Genomic DNA, 17,532 nt, shown 5'->3' with positions numbered 1-17,532 from the left:
TTTCTTCTTTGTGGTAAGCAGGTGAAAATCAAACCTTTGATTTTTCTTGCTTTTTATTGTATTTCGCCCTGTCTGCGACAGGATGGGGTTTGTCAGCAGTCTCTGAGCCGCGTTGTGCGGCTTTTCTTAATTACCGGGCGTTGAAGCTCAGGGCAACGCTGGCGGCACCCACTCTTCTATTTCAATGAGCACCAGTAGCGCAGCGTTGCCGCCATACGCTTTCGGCGCCTGATGAAAGGCCATCACGTGCGGGTGCTGCGCCAGCCACAGCGGCGTCTGTTGCTTAAGAATATGTCTGCCGTGGCCGTGCATCACGCAGGCGCACCAGATACGTTCGCGGCGACAGGCGGCAATCAGCGCCCCCAGTTCTTGTTTGGCCTGCTGCTGCGTTAACCCGTGCAGGTCGAGAAACAGTTCCGGCGAATAGTCGCCCCGACGTAGTTTTTTGAGTTCGTAATGATCGACATCCTGACGCACATAGCGCGACGGCCCTTCGGCCGACAGCAGAGGCTGAAATTCATCTGAAAAGTAGTGGCTGGCGTCGATTTGCTCACTAATCAGGCGCTTTTCCGGAAGCCTTGCGGGCTTATTGCGCGCTGGGCGATGCACGACCGTGTCCTGAGTCAATTTGCGCGCGCCGCTCATCAGGCCGCGAAACAGCGCTTTATCGTCAGGGCTGAGCGAAGGTGGCTTCTTCATGCGTCTCTCGTGCGAATACGAAATATTCCGAAGTGTACCTGCTTTTATCCTTACCGTTAAGGCGCGCGCGGCTGCTTCGTCGCGTCACTTTTACGCTTGCCTGCTGATTTGTGGCGGTGTTCATGGCAAACTAGCCGCCGAATAACATGCGACATCGTCCGGCGGAGGGCAAAAGTGGACAAAATTTTCGTCGATGAGGCAGTCAGCGAACTGCACACAATTCAGGATATGCTGCGTTGGGCCGTCAGTCGCTTCAGCGCCGCCGGTATCTGGTACGGTCACGGGACGGATAACCCGTGGGACGAAGCCGTTCAACTGGTTCTGCCTACGCTCTATCTGCCGCTGGATATTCCTGAAGATATGCGCGCCTCGCGCCTGACTTCCAGCGAGCGCCACCGTATCGTTGAGCGCGTGATTCGCCGCGTGAATGAGCGTATTCCCGTAGCCTACCTGACGCATAAAGCCTGGTTTTGCGGTCACGAATTTTATGTAGACGAGCGCGTACTGGTGCCGCGTTCTCCCATTGGCGAGTTGATCAATACGCGCTTTTGCGGCCTGATTAAACGCGAACCGCGCCATATCCTTGATATGTGTACCGGCAGCGGCTGTATCGCTATCGCCTGTGCTTACGCTTTTGCGCAAGCTGAAGTGGACGCCGTGGATATTTCTACCGACGCGCTGGCGGTTGCCGAACGCAATATTGAAGCGCACGGTATGCTGCATAATGTAACGCCGATTCGCAGCGACCTGTTCCGGGACCTGCCGAAAGTGCAGTACGACATCATCGTGACCAATCCGCCGTATGTGGATGCTGAAGATATGGATGATTTGCCGGGTGAATATCATCACGAGCCGGAACTTGGCCTGGCGGCGGGCGCCGACGGTCTTAAGCTGGTGCGCCGCATTCTGGGTTGCGCGCCGGATTACCTCAGCGACGATGGCGTGCTGATTTGTGAAGTGGGCAACAGCATGGTGCATCTGACCGAGCAGTATTCCACGGTGCCGTTTACCTGGCTTGAATTTGATAACGGCGGCGACGGCGTTTTCATGTTGACCAAAGCGCAGCTTGTCGCCGCGCGTGAGCACTTCAGCATCTATCGCGACTAATAACAAGGCGGGCAGCACCCGCCGGCTTCCATCATAACGACGACGCAACAACGGTAAGGAGCCGTGATGGCAGGGAATAGTATCGGACAGCTTTTCAGAGTAACGACATTTGGCGAGTCTCACGGCCCGGCGCTGGGCTGCATTGTAGACGGCGTGCCGCCGGGTATCCCGCTTACCGAGGCGGATTTACAACACGATCTCGATCGCCGCCGCCCCGGTACCTCGCGCTATACCACACAGCGTCGCGAGCCGGATCGGGTTAAAATTCTTTCCGGCGTTTTTGAAGGCGTCACGACCGGTACCAGCATTGGTCTGTTGATTGAAAATACCGATCAGCGCTCTCAGGATTACAGCGCTATTAAAGATCTGTTTCGCCCGGGCCATGCCGATTATACCTATGAACAAAAATATGGCCTGCGCGACTACCGCGGCGGCGGGCGCTCTTCGGCGCGTGAAACCGCGATGCGCGTAGCGGCGGGCGCTATCGCTAAAAAATACCTGGCCCAAACGCACGCAATCCAGGTGCGCGCCTGCCTGACCCGGATGGGCGATATTCCGCTGGAGGTTATCGACTGGGCGCAGGTGGAGCAAAATCCCTTTTTCTGTCCCGATCCGGCGCGTATTGACGCGCTGGACGAACTGATGCGCGCGCTCAAAAAAGAGGGCGATTCTATTGGTGCGAAAGTCACCGTAGTCGCCGACAACGTGCCGCCGGGCCTTGGTGAGCCGGTGTTCGATCGTCTCGATGCCGATATTGCTCACGCACTGATGAGTATCAATGCCGTTAAGGGCGTGGAAATCGGCGACGGTTTCGACGTTATTGCGATGCGCGGTAGCGAAAATCGTGATGAAATTACCCGCGCAGGCTTTCAGAGTAACCATGCAGGCGGCGTGTTGGGCGGTATTAGCAGCGGCCAGCAAATTGTGGCAAATATTGCGCTCAAGCCCACTTCCAGTATTACCGTGCCGGGCCGCACCGTTACCCGCGATGGTAAAGAGGTGGACATGATCACCCGTGGTCGCCACGACCCCTGCGTCGGCATTCGCGCTGTGCCGATCGCTGAGGCGATGCTGGCTATTGTGCTGATGGATCATCTGCTACGTCAGCGTGGTCAGAATGGCGATGTAACAATTCCACTTCCACGCGGGTGAGGCTATGAAAAAAACATTACTTGCGCTGCTGGCGCTGCTTGTCGGCGGCGCGGCAGGCGCTGCCACGCCCTGGCAAAAAATAACGTCCCCCATTCCCGGTAGCGCGCAGTCTATCGGCGGGTTCTCAAACGGCTGTGTTGTCGGCGCGCAGCCGCTGGCGCTGAACGCGGCTGATTATCAGGTTATGCGCGTCGATAAGCGACGCTATTTCGGGCATCCCGATTTGCTGAACTTTATTGCGCGACTAAGCCGCAAGGCCCATCAGGCTGGAATGGAAACGTTATTAATCGGCGATCTCGGTATGGCGGCAGGCGGGCGGTTTAACAGCGGCCACGCCAGCCACCAGACCGGGCTGGATGTGGATATTTTTTTACAACTGCCGCAGCAGCGATGGAGCGCGACTCAACTGGCGCGCCCGCAGGCGCTCGATCTTGTCGCGGTTGATGGCAAGCGCGTGCTTGACAGGCTATGGCAGCCGCAGATTGGCTCGCTTATTAAACTGGCGGCCCAGGACAATGACGTCGCACGTATTTTCGTTAATCCGGCGATCAAACGTAAATTGTGCGAGACGCAAGGCCAGGACGATCGCGCCTGGCTGCGTAAGGTGCGCCCGTGGTTTGCTCACCGCGCCCATATGCATGTGCGTCTGCGCTGCCCGGCGAGCAGCCTTGAGTGTGTAGACCAGCCGCCGCCGCCGCCGGGCGACGGCTGCGGCTATGAGTTGCAAAGCTGGTTTGAACCGGCCAAACCCGGCGGCAAACCGGTGAAGAAGCCGCCGCCTGCGCTGCCGCCCTCCTGCCAGGCATTGCTGGATAATCACCTTCTCTAACGAGGCTGCGTAATGGACTGGTTTATGGTTTCGCCACTGCTGCTGGCGGTCCTTTTTTTTGTGGCGGCGCTGGCCGGTTTTATTGACGCGCTGGCTGGAGGCGGAGGCCTGCTTACGGTGCCCGCGCTGCTGGCGGCGGGCATGTCGCCCGCCCAGGCGCTGGCGACCAATAAGTTGCAGGCCTGCGGCGGTTCCATTTCCGCAAGCCTCTACTTCATTCGCCGTAACGTGGTGAAGCTTGCGGATCAGAAACTCAATATCGCCATGACGTTTATCGGTTCCACCGCAGGGGCGCTGCTGGTTCAGCATGTTAAGGCCGATATTCTGCGTCAGATTTTACCGCTACTGGTCATCGGCATTGGGCTTTATTTTTTGCTGATGCCCAGACTCGGTGAAGAAGATCGCCAGCGTCGCCTGTACGGCCTGCCGTTCGCGCTGGTGGCAGGCGGCTGCGTGGGTTTTTATGACGGTTTTTTCGGCCCTGGCGCGGGTTCTTTCTATGCGCTGGCGTTTGTTACGCTGTGCGGATTTAATCTTGCGAAATCAACGGCCCATGCGAAGGTGCTGAACGCTACTTCCAACGTGGGCGGCCTGCTGCTGTTTATCCTTGGCGGCAAAGTGGTATGGGGCACCGGCTTTATTATGATGGCGGGGCAATTTCTTGGCGCGCGCATGGGGTCGCGGCTGGTGCTCAGCAAAGGCCAGCGCCTGATTCGCCCGATGATCGTCATTGTTTCGGCGGTGATGAGCGCTAAATTATTATTTGACAGCCACGGGCAGGCAATCCTCCGCTGGCTGGGAATGGCGTAATATCGATGACACATCACTATCAGCAACTGATTGATATTTTTGACGGCTGTTTTGCCGATGAATTTAATACCCGTCTGATTAAAGGCGACGACGAGCCCATTTACCTTCCGGCGGATGCGCAGGTGCCTTATCACCGCATTGTTTTTGCCCACGGGTTTTACGCCAGCGCGCTACATGAAATCTCGCACTGGTGTATTGCCGGTAAAGCGCGGCGTGAGCAAGTGGATTTTGGCTACTGGTACTGCCCGGACGGGCGCGATGGCGCAACGCAGAAAAGATTTGAAGACGTGGAGGTAAAGCCGCAGGCTTTTGACTGGCTGTTTTGCGTGGCGGCGGGCTATCCGTTTAACGTAAGCTGTGACAATCTGGAAGGCGACGTCGAGCCTGACCGTATTGCGTTTCAGCGCAGAGTGCATGCGCAGGTCCTTAACTATCTGGAACAGGGCATACCGCCGCGCGCGGCGCGCTTTATTAAGGCGCTGCGCGATTATTATCATACGCCGCCGCTGGCGGCGGAACAGTTCCCGTGGCCGGACGCGCTCTGAGCTGCGGATTATTATGAGGAAAAGCGATGATCGCGGAATTTGAAGCACGCATTCTGGCGTTAATTGATGAAATGGTGGAACACGCCAGCGATGATGAACTGTTTGCCAGCGGTTATCTGCGCGGCCATCTGACGCTGGCGGTTGCGGAGCTGGAAAACGGCGACGAGCGCTCCTCCGATGCGGTTTACGCCTGCGTTGCCCAAAGCCTGGAAAGAGCTATTCACGCCGGCGAACTGTCGCCGCGCGATCAGGCGCTGGTGATGGGCATGTGGGATAACCTGTTCCGGCAGGTGAAAGCCTGCTAGCTTTTGACCTTTTGTGAACGCATTACTTAGCCTTCTCAATCATCATTCGGGCATGCGGCAACGTCCGCCGCTCCGTCAATATGGCCCAGACCGGAAGTCTCCGGCATAGACCTGGCTGAGCCATTCATTCCTGCCTGCCGCTGCGGGCTTTGCAGACGGTTTTGTAAGGTTAATTCAGATAACCCTCCGCCAGCGTTTTATCATGCCAGATTGGTTGGCAGTGGGGCTTTTTTGCCCGCGCTATTCTCTATCGTTGCGGCTATGCCCGCCGTTTTCGCCGCCTGGCGGCTAACAGGCATGATGGCAGCCAGGCGGCCAGAGCCGGAGATGACAGCGGCGCTGAAAACCGGGCAGAGGCCCCGAAAGGGTATCAGCACGTTTACCCGCGTTGCGCAGTACCGGGATATTCCCGACTTCAGGGTGAGTGATATGTTCGCCAGTGGTGAAAATGTGGCGGTGTCTGGCCGTTTTACCTGGCGCTCTAAAGCGGTGGGTAAAACGTTTACCTCGTCGTTTTCCATTCTGGCGAAAGTAAATAATGGCAAAATGACTTACTGCCAGTTTATGGAAGGTACCTGTGCTTCCGCCAGCTCATTTCGCAGCAGCGGAAGCTGGAGGTTGAAAACCGCTCCGGCTAATGACGCTTATAACGCTGGAGAGTAACGTCAGCCCGGGCCGCCTGTTGGGCACCCGGGTTGTTTTACTGTACCGCTTTTCCCTTCAGCAGTTTCCTGATCCACAATCGGTTGGGGCTGAGCGCGGCCAGCGTTTGCGCGTCCAGCGGCAGCGGTTCGTCGCTCATTTGAGAAGCCAGCGTTTCGGCGGCCAGCGGCGCGCTGCACAGCCCGCGTGAACCCAGCGCGCCAAGCAGGTACAGATTCGGATGGCACGGCGCAGGTGCTGCGGTGTGCGGTGAGTCGGCAAGCGTCGCATATTGCGTAAGCGTCACATCATAGTCTGGCGCGGCGCCAACCATTGGAAGATGATCGCGCATGGCGCAGCGCACGCCGCAGCGCGCCTCACCCGCGCTGATATCGACCTCCTGTGGCCAGGCCTGCGCCGGGAAACAGTCAATCAGGCGCTGGCGATTGTGCCGCTGATCCAGCTCGCTATAGCGCGGGTCAGTTACGCCCCGATGGTAGCTGGCGCCAATACAGTGGTGGCGGTTAGCCGGATTTTGCGGGGTGAGGTAACCGTCATAACAGAAAACCTGGCGCAGCTTTGCCAACTGTGGCGTGGTGGGGATATGGCTGACCTGGCCGCTGACGGCGTAAACGGGCAGTTTTCGGGTGTGGGGGAACTGATTGATACGGTGACCGTTGGCGAGCGCAAGCGTAGCGTGCTGCGTCTGTGCGCCGTCGGCAAACAGCAGCCGCCACTGTTTGTTATCATAAACGATATCCGTTACCCGCTTTTGATAATGTACCGCCAGCCCTTGCTGTTGCCCAAGCGTCAGGCAGGCGGCGGTAAGCTGCGCCGGACACAGCCAGCCGCCGCTGGGGAAAGTGATGCCGCCGCAGCCGGTATCTAACCCGGCACTTTCCAGTACATGTTCAGCGTTTACCGCGCAGGCCAGCGGCTGCGGCAGCGCAAGCGCCAGCATCTGCTCGATTTTGTGTCGGCTCTTTTCGTCCCAGCCGAGTTGCGTTACGCCGCACCAGTCGTGATCGAATGTTACAGGCAACGTATCGTACAGGCGGCGAGCAAAAGTAAACGCGGCGGGAAAAAATTGCCTGAGCGCTGGATCGTGCCCGTTTAGCAAGGGGTAAAGCGCGCCCTGGCGATTGCCGGAAGCGCCCTGCGCGGGCTGCGCATCTTCACAGTACAGGGTGACGCGCCAGCCGCGCTTTAGCAGCGCCAGCGCAAGCAGGGCGCTGGCTATGCCGCCGCCTACCAGCGCCGCTTCACGCTCGCAGGCCGCCGGGCGATGATACCAAGGCGCGCGCGGCTGTGTGCTGCTCACACGCGCCAGTTCACCCACCAGCATATCGCGCTTGCGGCCAAAGCCTTTGCGTTTGCGCATGTCGAAACCTGCCGCTTCCAGGCCGCGGCGCACAAAACCGGCGGCGGTAAAGGTTGCCAGCGTACAGCCGCCGCGCGCCAGCCGCGCCATCCCCTCAAAGAGGGTGGATGTCCACATATCGGGGTTTTTGGCCGGTGCAAAGCCGTCAAGAAACCAGGCATCCACTTTGCCGTTGGCGCTATCGTCAAGCTGCGAGAGCGTGTCGTTAATGTCGCCGAACCACAGATCCAGCGTTACGTTATCGTCAAGCAGCAGGCGATGGCAGCCGGCAAACGGCAGCGGCCACTGCGCCTGCAACGCCTGCGCCAGCTCTGCCAGCTCCGGCCAGCACGCGTGTGCGGCAGCCAGATCGGCTGCGGTTAACGGGAATTTTTCGAAACTGATAAAATGCAATCGGCGTAGCGTTACGTCAGGGTGCGCGCTGCGAAAGGCGCGAAATGCTTGCCACAGCGTCAGAAAGTTCAGACCGGTGCCGAAACCGCTTTCAGCGGTGACGAACAGTTTGCGGGAATGTTCTGCAAAACGCTCAGTGAGCCGGTTTCCGTCAAGAAAGACATAGCGCGTCTCCTCAAGCCCGTTATCATTAGAGAAATAAACGTCATCAAATTCTCGGGATACAGGTGTACCCTCTTCGTTAAAGTGCAGACAGGCAGGTTGTACAGATGTTTGTTTCACGTAAACGGCTCGTATGACAGGCGGTAGCGCGATCTTAGCGAGGTACGCAAAAGGGTGCAAATTTCTCCCGGTTTTGTCTGATCGGACTTGTTCGGCGTACAACTGTACGCTATTGTGCGACTCGAATGACTAAACAGCGCCACATAAAGAGGTATTGAATGAAACGTGCAGTGATTACTGGCCTGGGCATTGTTTCCAGCATCGGTAATAACCAGCAGGAAGTCCTGGCATCCCTGCGTGAAGGGCGCTCTGGGATCGCTTTCTCTCAGGAGCTGAAAGATTCCGGCATGCGTAGCCATGTATGGGGCAATGTTAAACTCGACACCACCGGCCTTATCGACCGCAAAGTTGTACGCTTTATGAGCGATGCGTCTGTTTATGCCTACCTTTCAATGGAGCAGGCCATCCAGGATGCGGGCCTGTCCGAAGAAACTTATCAGAACAATCCACGCGTGGGTCTGATTGCCGGCTCCGGCGGCGGCTCCCCGAAGTTTCAGGTCTTTGGCGCCGATGCGATGCGCGGCCCGCGTGGCCTGAAGGCCGTGGGGCCGTATGTGGTGACTAAAGCGATGGCCTCCGGTGTTTCCGCCTGTCTTGCGACGCCGTTTAAAATCCACGGCGTGAATTATTCTATCAGCTCCGCGTGCGCCACTTCCGCCCACTGTATTGGCAACGCAGTTGAGCAAATTCAGCTTGGCAAACAGGACATCGTTTTCGCGGGTGGGGGTGAAGAGCTGTGCTGGGAAATGGCCTGTGAGTTTGACGCGATGGGCGCGCTGTCTACTAAATATAACGATACCCCGGAAAAAGCGTCCCGCACTTATGATACCCGGCGCGACGGTTTTGTCATCGCAGGCGGCGGCGGTATGGTCGTGGTCGAAGAGCTGGAACATGCGCTGGCGCGCGGCGCGCATATCTACGCGGAAATTGTCGGCTACGGCGCGACTTCTGATGGCGCTGACATGGTAGCGCCATCTGGCGAAGGCGCGGTGCGTTGTATGAAGATGGCGATGGACGGCGTTGATACGCCGATCGACTATCTGAACAGCCACGGCACGTCCACGCCGGTCGGCGATGTAAAAGAGCTGGGGGCGATTCGCGAAGTGTTTGGCGACAATACGCCGGCTATCTCTGCCACGAAAGCCATGACCGGGCATTCTCTGGGTGCGGCGGGAGTGCAGGAGGCGATTTACTCGTTGCTGATGCTGGAACACAGTTTTATTGCGCCGAGCATTAACATCGAAGAGCTGGACGAGCAGGCGAAAGGGATGAACATCATCACTGAGCCGACCGAGCGCAGCCTGACAACGGTGATGTCCAACAGCTTCGGCTTTGGCGGCACTAACGCGACGCTGGTAATGCGCAAATACCGTGCCTGAGCGTCAGCGCCAGACTGTCTGTAAACGGGGTGAAGGCGCCCCGTTTTTTACGCCCCTTACTCCCGAACGCCCCCATTGACACCGCACTGCGCTGGCGGCAAACTTGCGCACTTCCTGCACTGTATTCCCTGTTCGCAGGCGTTTGCTTTAATGCGTTTTCCGACCTGATAATGGGTTGTCAGCGCGTAGCCCGCCTGGTTGTTTTGATGGAATAAGCCTGATGTCTGCCGTACACACAACAAAAAATGCCGCCTCCGACAGCGTATCGCTGTTTCGTATTGCTTTTGCGGTCTTTCTCACCTATCTGACCGTCGGCCTGCCGTTGCCGGTCATCCCGCTTTTTGTGCATCAGGAGCTGGGTTTTGGCAACGTGATGGTTGGCGTGGCGGTAGGCATTCAGTTTCTGGCTACGGTATTGACGCGTGGCTATGCAGGTAAACTTGCCGATCGGCGAGGGGCGAAGCGTTCGGCAATGCAGGGAATGATCGCCTGTGCGCTTGCTGGCGCGGCATGGTTGCTGGCAGCGCTGCTGCCGGTATCAGCCCTGGCGAAATTTGGGCTGCTGGTTGTCGGACGTTTGCTGCTTGGCTTTGGCGAAAGCCAACTATTGACCGGCACCCTGACCTGGGGAATGGGGTTGGTCGGGCCTTTGCGTTCCGGCAAAGTGATGTCCTGGAACGGCATGGCGATTTACGGCGCGCTGGCGGCGGGCGCGCCGCTTGGTCTTTGGCTGCATGGCCGGTTTGGCTATGTCGTGCTGGCGGCGGTAACCCTGGCGCTGCCGCTGGTCGCCTGGCTGTTCAACGGCGGCGTGCGTAAGGTGCCTGCGATTAAAGGCGAGAGGCCGTCGTTGCTTAGCGTAATAGGGCTTATCTGGCAGCCCGGCCTTGGGCTGGCGCTACAGGGCGTAGGTTTTGCGGTAATAGGTACGTTTGTTTCGCTCTGGTTTACCAGCCGTGGCTGGAGTATGGCCGGTTTTACGCTGACCGCCTTTGGCGGCGCGTTTGTGTTGATGCGTATACTTTTTGGCTGGATGCCGGACCGCTTCGGCGGCGTGCGCGTGGCGCTGGTATCGATGGTTATTGAAGCCGTGGGGCTGCTGCTGCTGTGGCAGGCGCAGAACGCCTGGATGGCGCTGGCCGGGGCGGCGCTTACCGGCTGCGGCTGTTCGCTGGTTTTCCCGGCGCTGGGCGTTGAGGTGGTTAAGCGCGTGCCGCCCCAGGTGCGCGGCACTGCGCTTGGCGGTTATGCGGCGTTTCAGGATATTGCTTACGCGGCAACCGGGCCGATCGCCGGTCTGCTGGCTACCTCGCTCGGCTACCCGTCAGTTTTTTTGACAGGCGCGATTGCCGCAGCTTCGGGGATTGCGGTGACGCTCATCGCGTTCAGAAAATAAGTTTGCTTCGGCAGGCGCGGCCAGTTGATGGCAACGACGACAAAAGCGTGATTTTCCCTTTTTGTCCTCTAACCGAAAACAATACTTTGATTTTCTTTATGTCTTTTTATGGCGGTTCAGGCCAGGCCTGTTAAGCGCCAACACGCCCGCCGCCCGGACGGAGGCGGTATTCAGAACAGGATCCAAAGCAGCGCGATAAACAGCAACAGCGCTATTAGCCCAATGGCCGGGCGATTGCTGAGTGTTTTAAGCTGCTCAATAACCGGTATAAACGGCGCCCAGACGGGCTGTATGTGTTCCGGCTGCGGCGGCGTGCTGCTTCCCGAGCGCTCAATTCGCTTAAGGAACAGGTGGTTAAGGATATCCTGCACCTGCGGCGCGGTCAGGATTGTTTGCGGCGCAGCATGGTGGTGCTGTTGCGCATAATGGGTTAATTCGCGCCATTCGTTGTTCTCCAGCGGCTGCTTTAATGCCGCCTGGAGCGTTTGCAGCGAGGGCGCCGCCTGCTGCGATAACGTCAGGCGCGCCGTAAGCCAGGTGGACAGCACAGAGTAATGGCGCGCCGGTAGCGCTTCACCGCCCTTTACGCCGCTCAGTTCCAGCATCGATTGCCAGATAAGCTTGTTGGATTCGCCCGTGGCGGCGGCGAGTTTGCCCGCGAGCTGATTAAGGGCGTTATGTTCCGCAGGCTGCATCGGCCGGTCGGTGGCGGGACGCTGTTGCGGCTGGGGAATGGCCAGTTGATTATTCTGCAATAGCGCCAGCACGCTTTTGAGCTGCGCGTGAGTAAGCTGGCTGAGTACCGTGTGGCCGAAGCGACTGCGGATATAATCGCTCACCGCCTGACGGTTATTGCCATATTGCAATTGCCCGGTAAGCTGTTGCAGCGTCTGACGCACGGCGTGGCGCTGCTGGGCGTGGTTTAACCGTTGGTTGAGATTTTGTTCGGCGGCCGGAAAATGTTGCGCCAGCAAAGGGCGGTCGTTTTTAATGCCCAGATCGTGTTTCATCCCTGCCCATATTTCAGCACTCTGCGCCTGACTCAGGGCCACGATGCGCGTAATCAGACGCTCCAGAATGGTGCGTTGCGCAGGAGTGAGGGATTGATTGCCTGAGTCTGGGGGGGCGCCTGGAGGTTCAGCCACAGGGCGCGTTCCCGCGGCCGGGATGGAGTGCGTCATCGAAATTCCTTACATCGTTACCAGAAATTATTGCGTAACAGGTCAGGTATGCCTGGCGGCGGGATTATGGCACACTTACGGTCTTTATACTGCATATTGCGGACGTTCGGGCAGACATCGCACATAATAGACATCGGGCGGGCGTCGACTGCGGCGGCTGGTCTGCGGCTTTGCCTGAACGGCATTTGTCCTGACGGCAAATCTCCCTGAATGACGCACAAAACAGGTACGGTAACGTGAAAATTCTTGTTGATGAAAACATGCCTTATGCCCGTGAATTATTCAGCCGTATTGGCGAGGTCACGGCGGTGCCGGGCCGGCCAATACCTCCGGGCGCCCTGAACGATGCTGACGCGCTAATGGTACGTTCGGTAACAAAGGTGAACGCCGCGCTGTTGGACGGTAAAAGAATTAAATTTGTCGGCACCGCCACGGCGGGCACCGATCACGTTGACGAAGCCTGGCTTGAGCAGGCCGGTATCGGTTTTTCCGGCGCGCCGGGCTGCAATGCTATTGCCGTGGTGGAATATGTGTTTTCCGCGCTGCTGATGCTGGCGGAGCGTGACGGTTTCTCGCTGCGTGAGCGTACCGTAGGTATTGTCGGCGTCGGGAACGTCGGTTCGCGTCTTCAGGCGCGGCTTGAAACGCTGGGGGTGCGCACGCTGCTGTGCGATCCGCCGCGCGCCGATCGTGGCGATGAAGGCGATTTTCTTACGCTTGATGCGCTGGCGCGTGAGGCGGATATCCTTACGTTTCACACGCCGCTTTATAAGGATGGCCCATACAAAACGCTGCATCTGGCCGATGATGCGCTGATTTCGGCGCTTAAGCCGGGGACGATTTTGATTAATGCCTGCCGTGGGCCGGTAGTGGATAATGCCGCGCTGCTAAAACGCCTTAATGCGGGCCAGCGCTTGAGCACGATACTTGACGTATGGGAAGCCGAACCGGATCTGAACGTTGCGCTGCTGGACAAAGTGGATATCGGCACGGCGCATATCGCCGGTTACACGCTGGAAGGCAAGGCGCGCGGCACTACGCAGGTCTTTGAAGCCTATACGGCATTCCTCGGCACGCCGCACCAGGTGGCGCTTGATACGCTGCTGCCTTCGCCGGAGGTGGTGCGCCTGGCGTTACACGGCGCGCTTGATGAGACGACGCTGAAAAGGCTGGTGCATCTGGTGTATGATGTGCGCCGCGATGATGCGCTGTTGCGCCATGTGGCCGCTCAGCCGGGTGAATTTGATAAGTTACGCAAGCATTATCGCGAGCGCCGGGAGTGGTCTTCGCTGTATGTGCAGTGTGACGACGCCGATGCAGCGCAACGGCTGCATCGGTTGGGTTTTAGCGCCGTTTATCACCCGATCCGTTAATCTCAATGTCTTTTGCCCGCAGCCGTGGGCAAATGTGTTTTCTGGAGTAAACCACCATGTCTGAAGGCTGGAATATCGCCGTACTGGGCGCTACGGGCGCCGTTGGCGAGGCGTTGCTTGAATTGCTGGCCGAGCGTCAGTTTCCGGTGGGAGAGATAATTGCGCTGGCGCGCCAGGAAAGTGAGGGCGAAATGCTACGCTTTGGCGGTAAAAGCGTGCCTGTGGAAAATGTGCAGGAATTTGACTGGACCCGCGCGCAACTGGCCTTTTTTGTCGCCGGCGCCGAGGCGTCGGCGCGCTATGCGGATGAAGCGGCAAGCGCCGGCTGTCTGGTCATAGACACCAGCGGGGTTTTCTCGCTTGACCCGGATGTGCCGCTGGTGGTGCCGGATGTCAATCCGTTCGTGCTGGCCGACTACCGTAACCGCAATATTATCGCCTCGGCGCACAGCCTCACCAGCCAACTGCTGACGGCGCTAAAGCCGATTATTGACGATGGCGGGCTGTCTCGCGTGCAGGTCACCAGCCTGCTCCCGGCATCGGCGCAGGGTAAAGCGGCGGTGGATGCGCTGGCCGGCCAGAGCGCGCGTCTGCTTAACGGTATGCCTGTTGATGAAGACGACTACTTTGGTCGCCAGTTGGCCTTTAACTTGCTGCCGCTGTTGCCGGACAGCGAAGGCAGCGTGCGCGAGGAGCGCCGCATTGTGGACGAGTCCCGAAAGATTTTACAGGATGACGGGCTGGCGCTTTCGGCAAGCTGCGTACAGGCGCCGGTATTTTACGGTCACGCGCAGGTTGTAAATGTGGAAGCGCTGCGCCCGCTGGCGGCGCAGGAGGCGTGCGATGCTTTCACCCGCTGTGAAGATATTGCGCTGTTCGATGAAAACGACTTCCCGACCCAGGTGGGCGATGCTACCGGCAGCGCGCGGTTATCCATTGGCTGCGTGCGCAACGACTATGGCGTACCGGAACAGGTACAGTTCTGGTCGGTGGCGGATAACATTCGTTTCGGCGGTGCGCTGATGGCCGTGAAAATTGCTGAGAAACTGGTGCAGGAGTATTTGTACTGATGACGCAGCAGGAGATGCCGGTACAGAAAATAGCGTTGGGCATTGAGTACGACGGGAGTAAATATTACGGCTGGCAGCGCCAGCGTGAAGTGCGCAGCGTACAGGAAAAACTGGAAAAAGCGCTCTCGCAAATCGCCGCAGAGCCAATCGCCGTGTTTTGCGCCGGGCGCACAGACGCAGGGGTTCATGCTACCGGCCAGGTCGTGCATTTTGAAACCCGCGCGCATCGCCAGGACGCGGCATGGACGCTTGGCGCAAACGCCAGTTTGCCAGCGGATATTGCGGTACGCTGGGTGAAGGCGGTGCCGGAAACCTTTCATGCGCGCTTTAGCGCAACGGCGCGTCGTTATCGCTATATTATCTATAATCATCGCCTGCGCCCTGCGGTACTGCAGCAGGGGATAACGCACTATCATGCGCCGCTGGATGCTGAACGTATGCATCGCGCCGCGCAGTGCCTGTTAGGCGAAAATGATTTTACGTCGTTTCGCGCCGTGCAGTGCCAGTCGCGCACGCCGTGGCGCAACCTGATGCACATTGATGTGACGCGCTATGGTAATTATGTGGTGGTGGATATTAAGGCCAATGCGTTTGTGCATCATATGGTGCGTAATATTGTTGGCAGCCTGCTGGAAATTGGCTGCGGTAATCAGCCAGAAGCGTGGATGGCGCAGCTTCTGGCAGCGAAAGATCGTACGCAGGCGGGCGCGACGGCGCGCGCTGAAGGGCTGTATCTGGTTTGCGTAGATTATCCTGCCGAGTTTGCGCTTCCACAGCCCCCAATGGGGCCGCTGTTTCTGGCGGACTGATATTTTTAGAGGGAATAACGGCTATGGAGTTTATCCGCTTCATTATTGATTTTATTCTGCATATTGATGCGCATCTTGCGCAAATGGTGGCGCAGTACGGCATATGGGTTTATGCGATCCTGTTTCTGATCCTGTTTTGTGAAACCGGGCTGGTAGTCACCCCGTTTTTACCTGGTGATTCGCTGCTGTTTGTGGCGGGCGCGCTTGCCGCGTTGCCGTCTAACGACCTTAATGTGCATGTGATGGTCGGGTTAATGGTGGCGGCGGCGATTATCGGCGATGCGGTGAATTACACCATTGGCCGGGTATTTGGCGAACGGTTGTTCAGCAACCCGGATTCGAAAATTTTTCGCCGCAGCTACCTTGATAAAACGCATATGTTTTATGAAAAACACGGCGGCAAGACCATTATTCTGGCGCGCTTTGTGCCGATAGTTCGCACTTTTGCGCCGTTTGTGGCGGGTATGGGGCATATGTCCTATCGCCGCTTCGCGGCGTACAACGTTATCGGCGCGCTGCTGTGGGTGGTGCTGTTTACCTATGCAGGCTATCTGTTTGGCGATCTGCCGGTGGTTCAGGAAAACCTGAAGCTGTTGATTGTCGCCATTATCGCTGTGTCCATTTTACCCGGCGTTGTTGAGATTATTCGCCATAAACGCGCCGCCGCGCGTCAGGCAAAGGCGCGATAACAGCGTTTTTATCCTGACTGTGCGCCGCCGTGACGGTGTATAAACTCAGAGGCGTATCGCGGCCAGCACACGCAAAGCAAACAGGCGGCTACGTGAGTACCCGCTGTTAACGCAGCGGCTTCAGTGAATTAAACAAAGCGGCGAGAGCGGCGCTTGAGGGTGAGCCGGTTATGCAGACCCGAACAGGGAATCAGGCCGCTTACGTCCGGATACAGCCCCGGCAACCGACGTAAGCCATACGTAAAGCGTCAACAAAATAAGCTAAGTACGCCATTGCTGTGAAACAGCGCTTCACAAACATATCGCCCGCGCAAGGAAAGGGTAAAAATTCACTTTTTTTTATATTGTTTAACTTTTTGATATAAAAGATTTTTTAAAGAGAATGCTCAGAGCGTCCGGGTTTGGGCAAGTTTTTTATCCAAAGTGGCCGGGCGTTGTGTTTTAATGGGCGACATTTATGGTCTGCGGGCGGTGGAAATGGCATGATGCCGCTCACAGGCAGCGAAAGAAAACTGGCACCGACCAGGTTCAGGCAGAAAGGTCATCAATGAGCTGGATTGAACGAATTCTTAACAAGAGCAATGTTACTCCGACGCGCAAAGCGAGCATTCCTGAAGGAGTATGGACTAAGTGCGATAGCTGCGGGCAGGTACTTTACCGCGCTGAGCTGGAGCGCAATCTCGACGTTTGCCCGAAGTGCGACCATCATATGCGCATGGCTGCGCGCGATCGTCTGCACAGCCTTCTTGACGAAGGTTCGCTGGTAGAGCTTGGCAGTGAGCTTGAGCCGAAAGACGTCCTGAAATTCCGTGATTCCAAAAAGTATAAAGACAGACTGGCAAGCGCCCAGAAAGAAACCGGCGAGAAAGACGCGCTGGTGGTCATGAAAGGTACGCTGCACGGCATGCCGGTGGTTGCCGCAGCGTTTGAATTCGCTTTTATGGGCGGTTCAATGGGGTCTGTGGTGGGCGCGCGCTTTGTGCGCGCTGTGGAACAGGCGCTCGAAGATAGCTGCCCGCTAATCTGCTTTTCCGCCTCCGGCGGCGCCCGTATGCAGGAAGCGCTGATGTCGCTGATGCAAATGGCGAAAACCAGCGCCGCGCTGGCGAAAATGCAGGCGCGCGGGTTGCCGTATATTTCCGTGCTGACCGACCCGACAATGGGCGGCGTATCTGCCAGTTTCGCTATGTTGGGCGATCTGAACATTGCTGAGCCGAAGGCGCTCATCGGCTTTGCCGGCCCGCGCGTTATTGAGCAGACCGTGCGTGAAAAACTGCCGCCGGGCTTCCAGCGCAGCGAATTTCTGATTGAAAAAGGCGCGATCGATATGATCGTCCGCCGTCCGGAGCTGCGCCTGAAGTTGGCGAGCGTGCTGGCGAAGCTGACCAACCAGCCTGCGCCGAACCCGGATGCGCCGCGCGATCCGCTTGACGTACCGCAGGCGCCGGAGCAGGGCCACGAAGCCTGACAGTAAAACAGAGCAGGGTTTA

At 57.7% G+C, this 17,532-nt stretch carries 17 protein-coding genes; 14 read left to right on the top strand and 3 right to left on the bottom strand.

All coding sequences use genetic code 11. The features are described from left to right. Positions 1–147: 147 nt before the first annotated feature. Positions 148–699 (bottom strand): endonuclease SmrB, encoded by a 552-nt coding sequence (gene smrB / locus JJB97_RS11330; protein WP_238714124.1) that lies wholly within the window; start codon positions 697–699, stop codon positions 148–150. Positions 700–873: 174 nt separating this feature from the next. Here smrB and prmB point away from each other — a divergent pair, with 174 nt between their 5' ends. The 7 genes from prmB to JJB97_RS11295 all read left to right on the top strand — a co-directional run bounded on the left by prmB (position 874) and on the right by JJB97_RS11295 (position 6,110). After that, positions 874–1,806 (top strand): 50S ribosomal protein L3 N(5)-glutamine methyltransferase, encoded by a 933-nt coding sequence (gene prmB / locus JJB97_RS11325; RefSeq protein WP_238714123.1) that lies wholly within the window; start codon positions 874–876, stop codon positions 1,804–1,806. Positions 1,807–1,872: 66 nt separating this feature from the next. After that, positions 1,873–2,958, top strand: coding sequence for a chorismate synthase (gene aroC / locus JJB97_RS11320; RefSeq protein ID WP_238714122.1), 1,086 nt, complete (start codon positions 1,873–1,875; stop codon positions 2,956–2,958). 4 nt (positions 2,959–2,962) lie between these two features. After that, positions 2,963–3,787: a penicillin-insensitive murein endopeptidase gene (gene mepA, locus JJB97_RS11315; RefSeq protein WP_238714121.1), complete on the top strand. Its 825-nt coding sequence runs from the start codon at positions 2,963–2,965 to the stop codon at positions 3,785–3,787. A 12-nt stretch (positions 3,788–3,799) separates the two neighbouring features. Then, a complete protein-coding gene (locus JJB97_RS11310) occupies positions 3,800–4,597 on the top strand; it encodes a sulfite exporter TauE/SafE family protein (protein ID WP_238714120.1) in 798 nt (265 codons plus the stop codon). Beyond that, positions 4,597–5,142 carry an elongation factor P hydroxylase gene (locus tag JJB97_RS11305; RefSeq protein ID WP_238714148.1) on the top strand — a complete coding sequence of 182 codons (546 nt, stop codon included), beginning with the start codon at positions 4,597–4,599 and terminating at the stop codon, positions 5,140–5,142. The genes JJB97_RS11310 and JJB97_RS11305 overlap by 1 nt, the downstream gene beginning before the upstream one ends. Positions 5,143–5,168: 26 nt before the next feature. Continuing rightward, positions 5,169–5,447 carry a YfcL family protein gene (locus JJB97_RS11300; RefSeq protein ID WP_238714119.1) on the top strand — a complete coding sequence of 93 codons (279 nt, stop codon included), beginning with the start codon at positions 5,169–5,171 and terminating at the stop codon, positions 5,445–5,447. Positions 5,448–5,678: 231 nt separating this feature from the next. Continuing rightward, positions 5,679–6,110: an ester cyclase gene (locus JJB97_RS11295; protein WP_238714118.1), complete on the top strand. Its 432-nt coding sequence runs from the start codon at positions 5,679–5,681 to the stop codon at positions 6,108–6,110. A gap of 37 nt (positions 6,111–6,147) precedes the next feature. Here the strand turns inward: JJB97_RS11295 and mnmC are convergent, their stop codons facing one another. Then, positions 6,148–8,145, bottom strand: a complete 1,998-nt coding sequence (gene mnmC / locus JJB97_RS11290; RefSeq protein WP_238714117.1) for a bifunctional tRNA (5-methylaminomethyl-2-thiouridine)(34)-methyltransferase MnmD/FAD-dependent 5-carboxymethylaminomethyl-2-thiouridine(34) oxidoreductase MnmC — start codon at positions 8,143–8,145, stop codon at positions 6,148–6,150. A gap of 158 nt (positions 8,146–8,303) precedes the next feature. Between mnmC and fabB the strand changes: the two genes are divergently transcribed. Both fabB and JJB97_RS11280 read left to right on the top strand, forming a co-directional pair. After that, a complete protein-coding gene (gene fabB, locus JJB97_RS11285; RefSeq protein ID WP_238714116.1) occupies positions 8,304–9,524 on the top strand; it encodes a beta-ketoacyl-ACP synthase I in 1,221 nt (406 codons plus the stop codon). Positions 9,525–9,744: 220 nt separating this feature from the next. Further along, the gene (locus tag JJB97_RS11280) at positions 9,745–10,920 is read left to right on the top strand and encodes an MFS transporter (RefSeq protein ID WP_238714115.1); all 1,176 of its coding nucleotides are present in this window, start codon (positions 9,745–9,747) and stop codon (positions 10,918–10,920) included. Positions 10,921–11,090: 170 nt separating this feature from the next. Here JJB97_RS11280 and flk read toward each other — a convergent pair whose 3' ends face one another. Then, a complete protein-coding gene (gene flk, locus JJB97_RS11275) occupies positions 11,091–12,101 on the bottom strand; it encodes a flagella biosynthesis regulator Flk (protein ID WP_238714114.1) in 1,011 nt (336 codons plus the stop codon). A gap of 236 nt (positions 12,102–12,337) precedes the next feature. Between flk and pdxB the strand changes: the two genes are divergently transcribed. From pdxB to accD, 5 genes are all read left to right on the top strand, one after another. Beyond that, positions 12,338–13,474: a 4-phosphoerythronate dehydrogenase PdxB gene (gene pdxB, locus JJB97_RS11270; protein ID WP_238714113.1), complete on the top strand. Its 1,137-nt coding sequence runs from the start codon at positions 12,338–12,340 to the stop codon at positions 13,472–13,474. A gap of 56 nt (positions 13,475–13,530) precedes the next feature. Then, complete coding sequence (locus tag JJB97_RS11265) at positions 13,531–14,544, top strand: aspartate-semialdehyde dehydrogenase (protein WP_238714112.1); 1,014 nt, start codon at positions 13,531–13,533, stop codon at positions 14,542–14,544. Further along, a complete protein-coding gene (gene truA / locus JJB97_RS11260; protein WP_399198453.1) occupies positions 14,544–15,353 on the top strand; it encodes a tRNA pseudouridine(38-40) synthase TruA in 810 nt (269 codons plus the stop codon). Before JJB97_RS11265 ends, truA begins: the two co-directional genes overlap by 1 nt. 23 nt (positions 15,354–15,376) lie before the next feature. Continuing rightward, positions 15,377–16,042 carry a DedA family protein gene (locus JJB97_RS11255; RefSeq protein ID WP_238714111.1) on the top strand — a complete coding sequence of 222 codons (666 nt, stop codon included), beginning with the start codon at positions 15,377–15,379 and terminating at the stop codon, positions 16,040–16,042. Between the two features lie 547 nt (positions 16,043–16,589). Beyond that, entirely contained in the window at positions 16,590–17,510 is a 921-nt protein-coding gene (gene accD / locus JJB97_RS11250; protein ID WP_238714110.1) for an acetyl-CoA carboxylase, carboxyltransferase subunit beta, read from the top strand. Positions 17,511–17,532: the final 22 nt, after the last annotated feature.

Origin of the sequence: Tenebrionibacter intestinalis (assembly GCF_016632365.1) — a bacterium.
Taxonomy (GTDB): domain Bacteria; phylum Pseudomonadota; class Gammaproteobacteria; order Enterobacterales; family Enterobacteriaceae; genus Tenebrionibacter; species Tenebrionibacter intestinalis.
The sequence above is the reverse complement of the archived record's forward strand: the minus strand, read 5'-3'. Positions and strand labels throughout refer to the sequence as shown.

What these genes read in the sequence shown, in the direction of transcription:
- smrB (WP_238714124.1), bottom strand. Translation starts at nt 699, where the DNA reads ATGAAGAAGCCACCTTCGCTCAGCCCTGACGATAAAGCGCTGTTTCGC.
- aroC (WP_238714122.1), top strand. Translation starts at nt 1,873, where the DNA reads ATGGCAGGGAATAGTATCGGACAGCTTTTCAGAGTAACGACATTTGGC.
- mepA (WP_238714121.1), top strand. Translation starts at nt 2,963, where the DNA reads ATGAAAAAAACATTACTTGCGCTGCTGGCGCTGCTTGTCGGCGGCGCG.
- JJB97_RS11310 (WP_238714120.1), top strand. Translation starts at nt 3,800, where the DNA reads ATGGACTGGTTTATGGTTTCGCCACTGCTGCTGGCGGTCCTTTTTTTT.
- JJB97_RS11300 (WP_238714119.1), top strand. Translation starts at nt 5,169, where the DNA reads ATGATCGCGGAATTTGAAGCACGCATTCTGGCGTTAATTGATGAAATG.
- fabB (WP_238714116.1), top strand. Translation starts at nt 8,304, where the DNA reads ATGAAACGTGCAGTGATTACTGGCCTGGGCATTGTTTCCAGCATCGGT.
- JJB97_RS11280 (WP_238714115.1), top strand. Translation starts at nt 9,745, where the DNA reads ATGTCTGCCGTACACACAACAAAAAATGCCGCCTCCGACAGCGTATCG.
- flk (WP_238714114.1), bottom strand. Translation starts at nt 12,101, where the DNA reads ATGACGCACTCCATCCCGGCCGCGGGAACGCGCCCTGTGGCTGAACCT.
- JJB97_RS11265 (WP_238714112.1), top strand. Translation starts at nt 13,531, where the DNA reads ATGTCTGAAGGCTGGAATATCGCCGTACTGGGCGCTACGGGCGCCGTT.
- truA (WP_399198453.1), top strand. Translation starts at nt 14,544, where the DNA reads ATGACGCAGCAGGAGATGCCGGTACAGAAAATAGCGTTGGGCATTGAG.
- JJB97_RS11255 (WP_238714111.1), top strand. Translation starts at nt 15,377, where the DNA reads ATGGAGTTTATCCGCTTCATTATTGATTTTATTCTGCATATTGATGCG.
- accD (WP_238714110.1), top strand. Translation starts at nt 16,590, where the DNA reads ATGAGCTGGATTGAACGAATTCTTAACAAGAGCAATGTTACTCCGACG.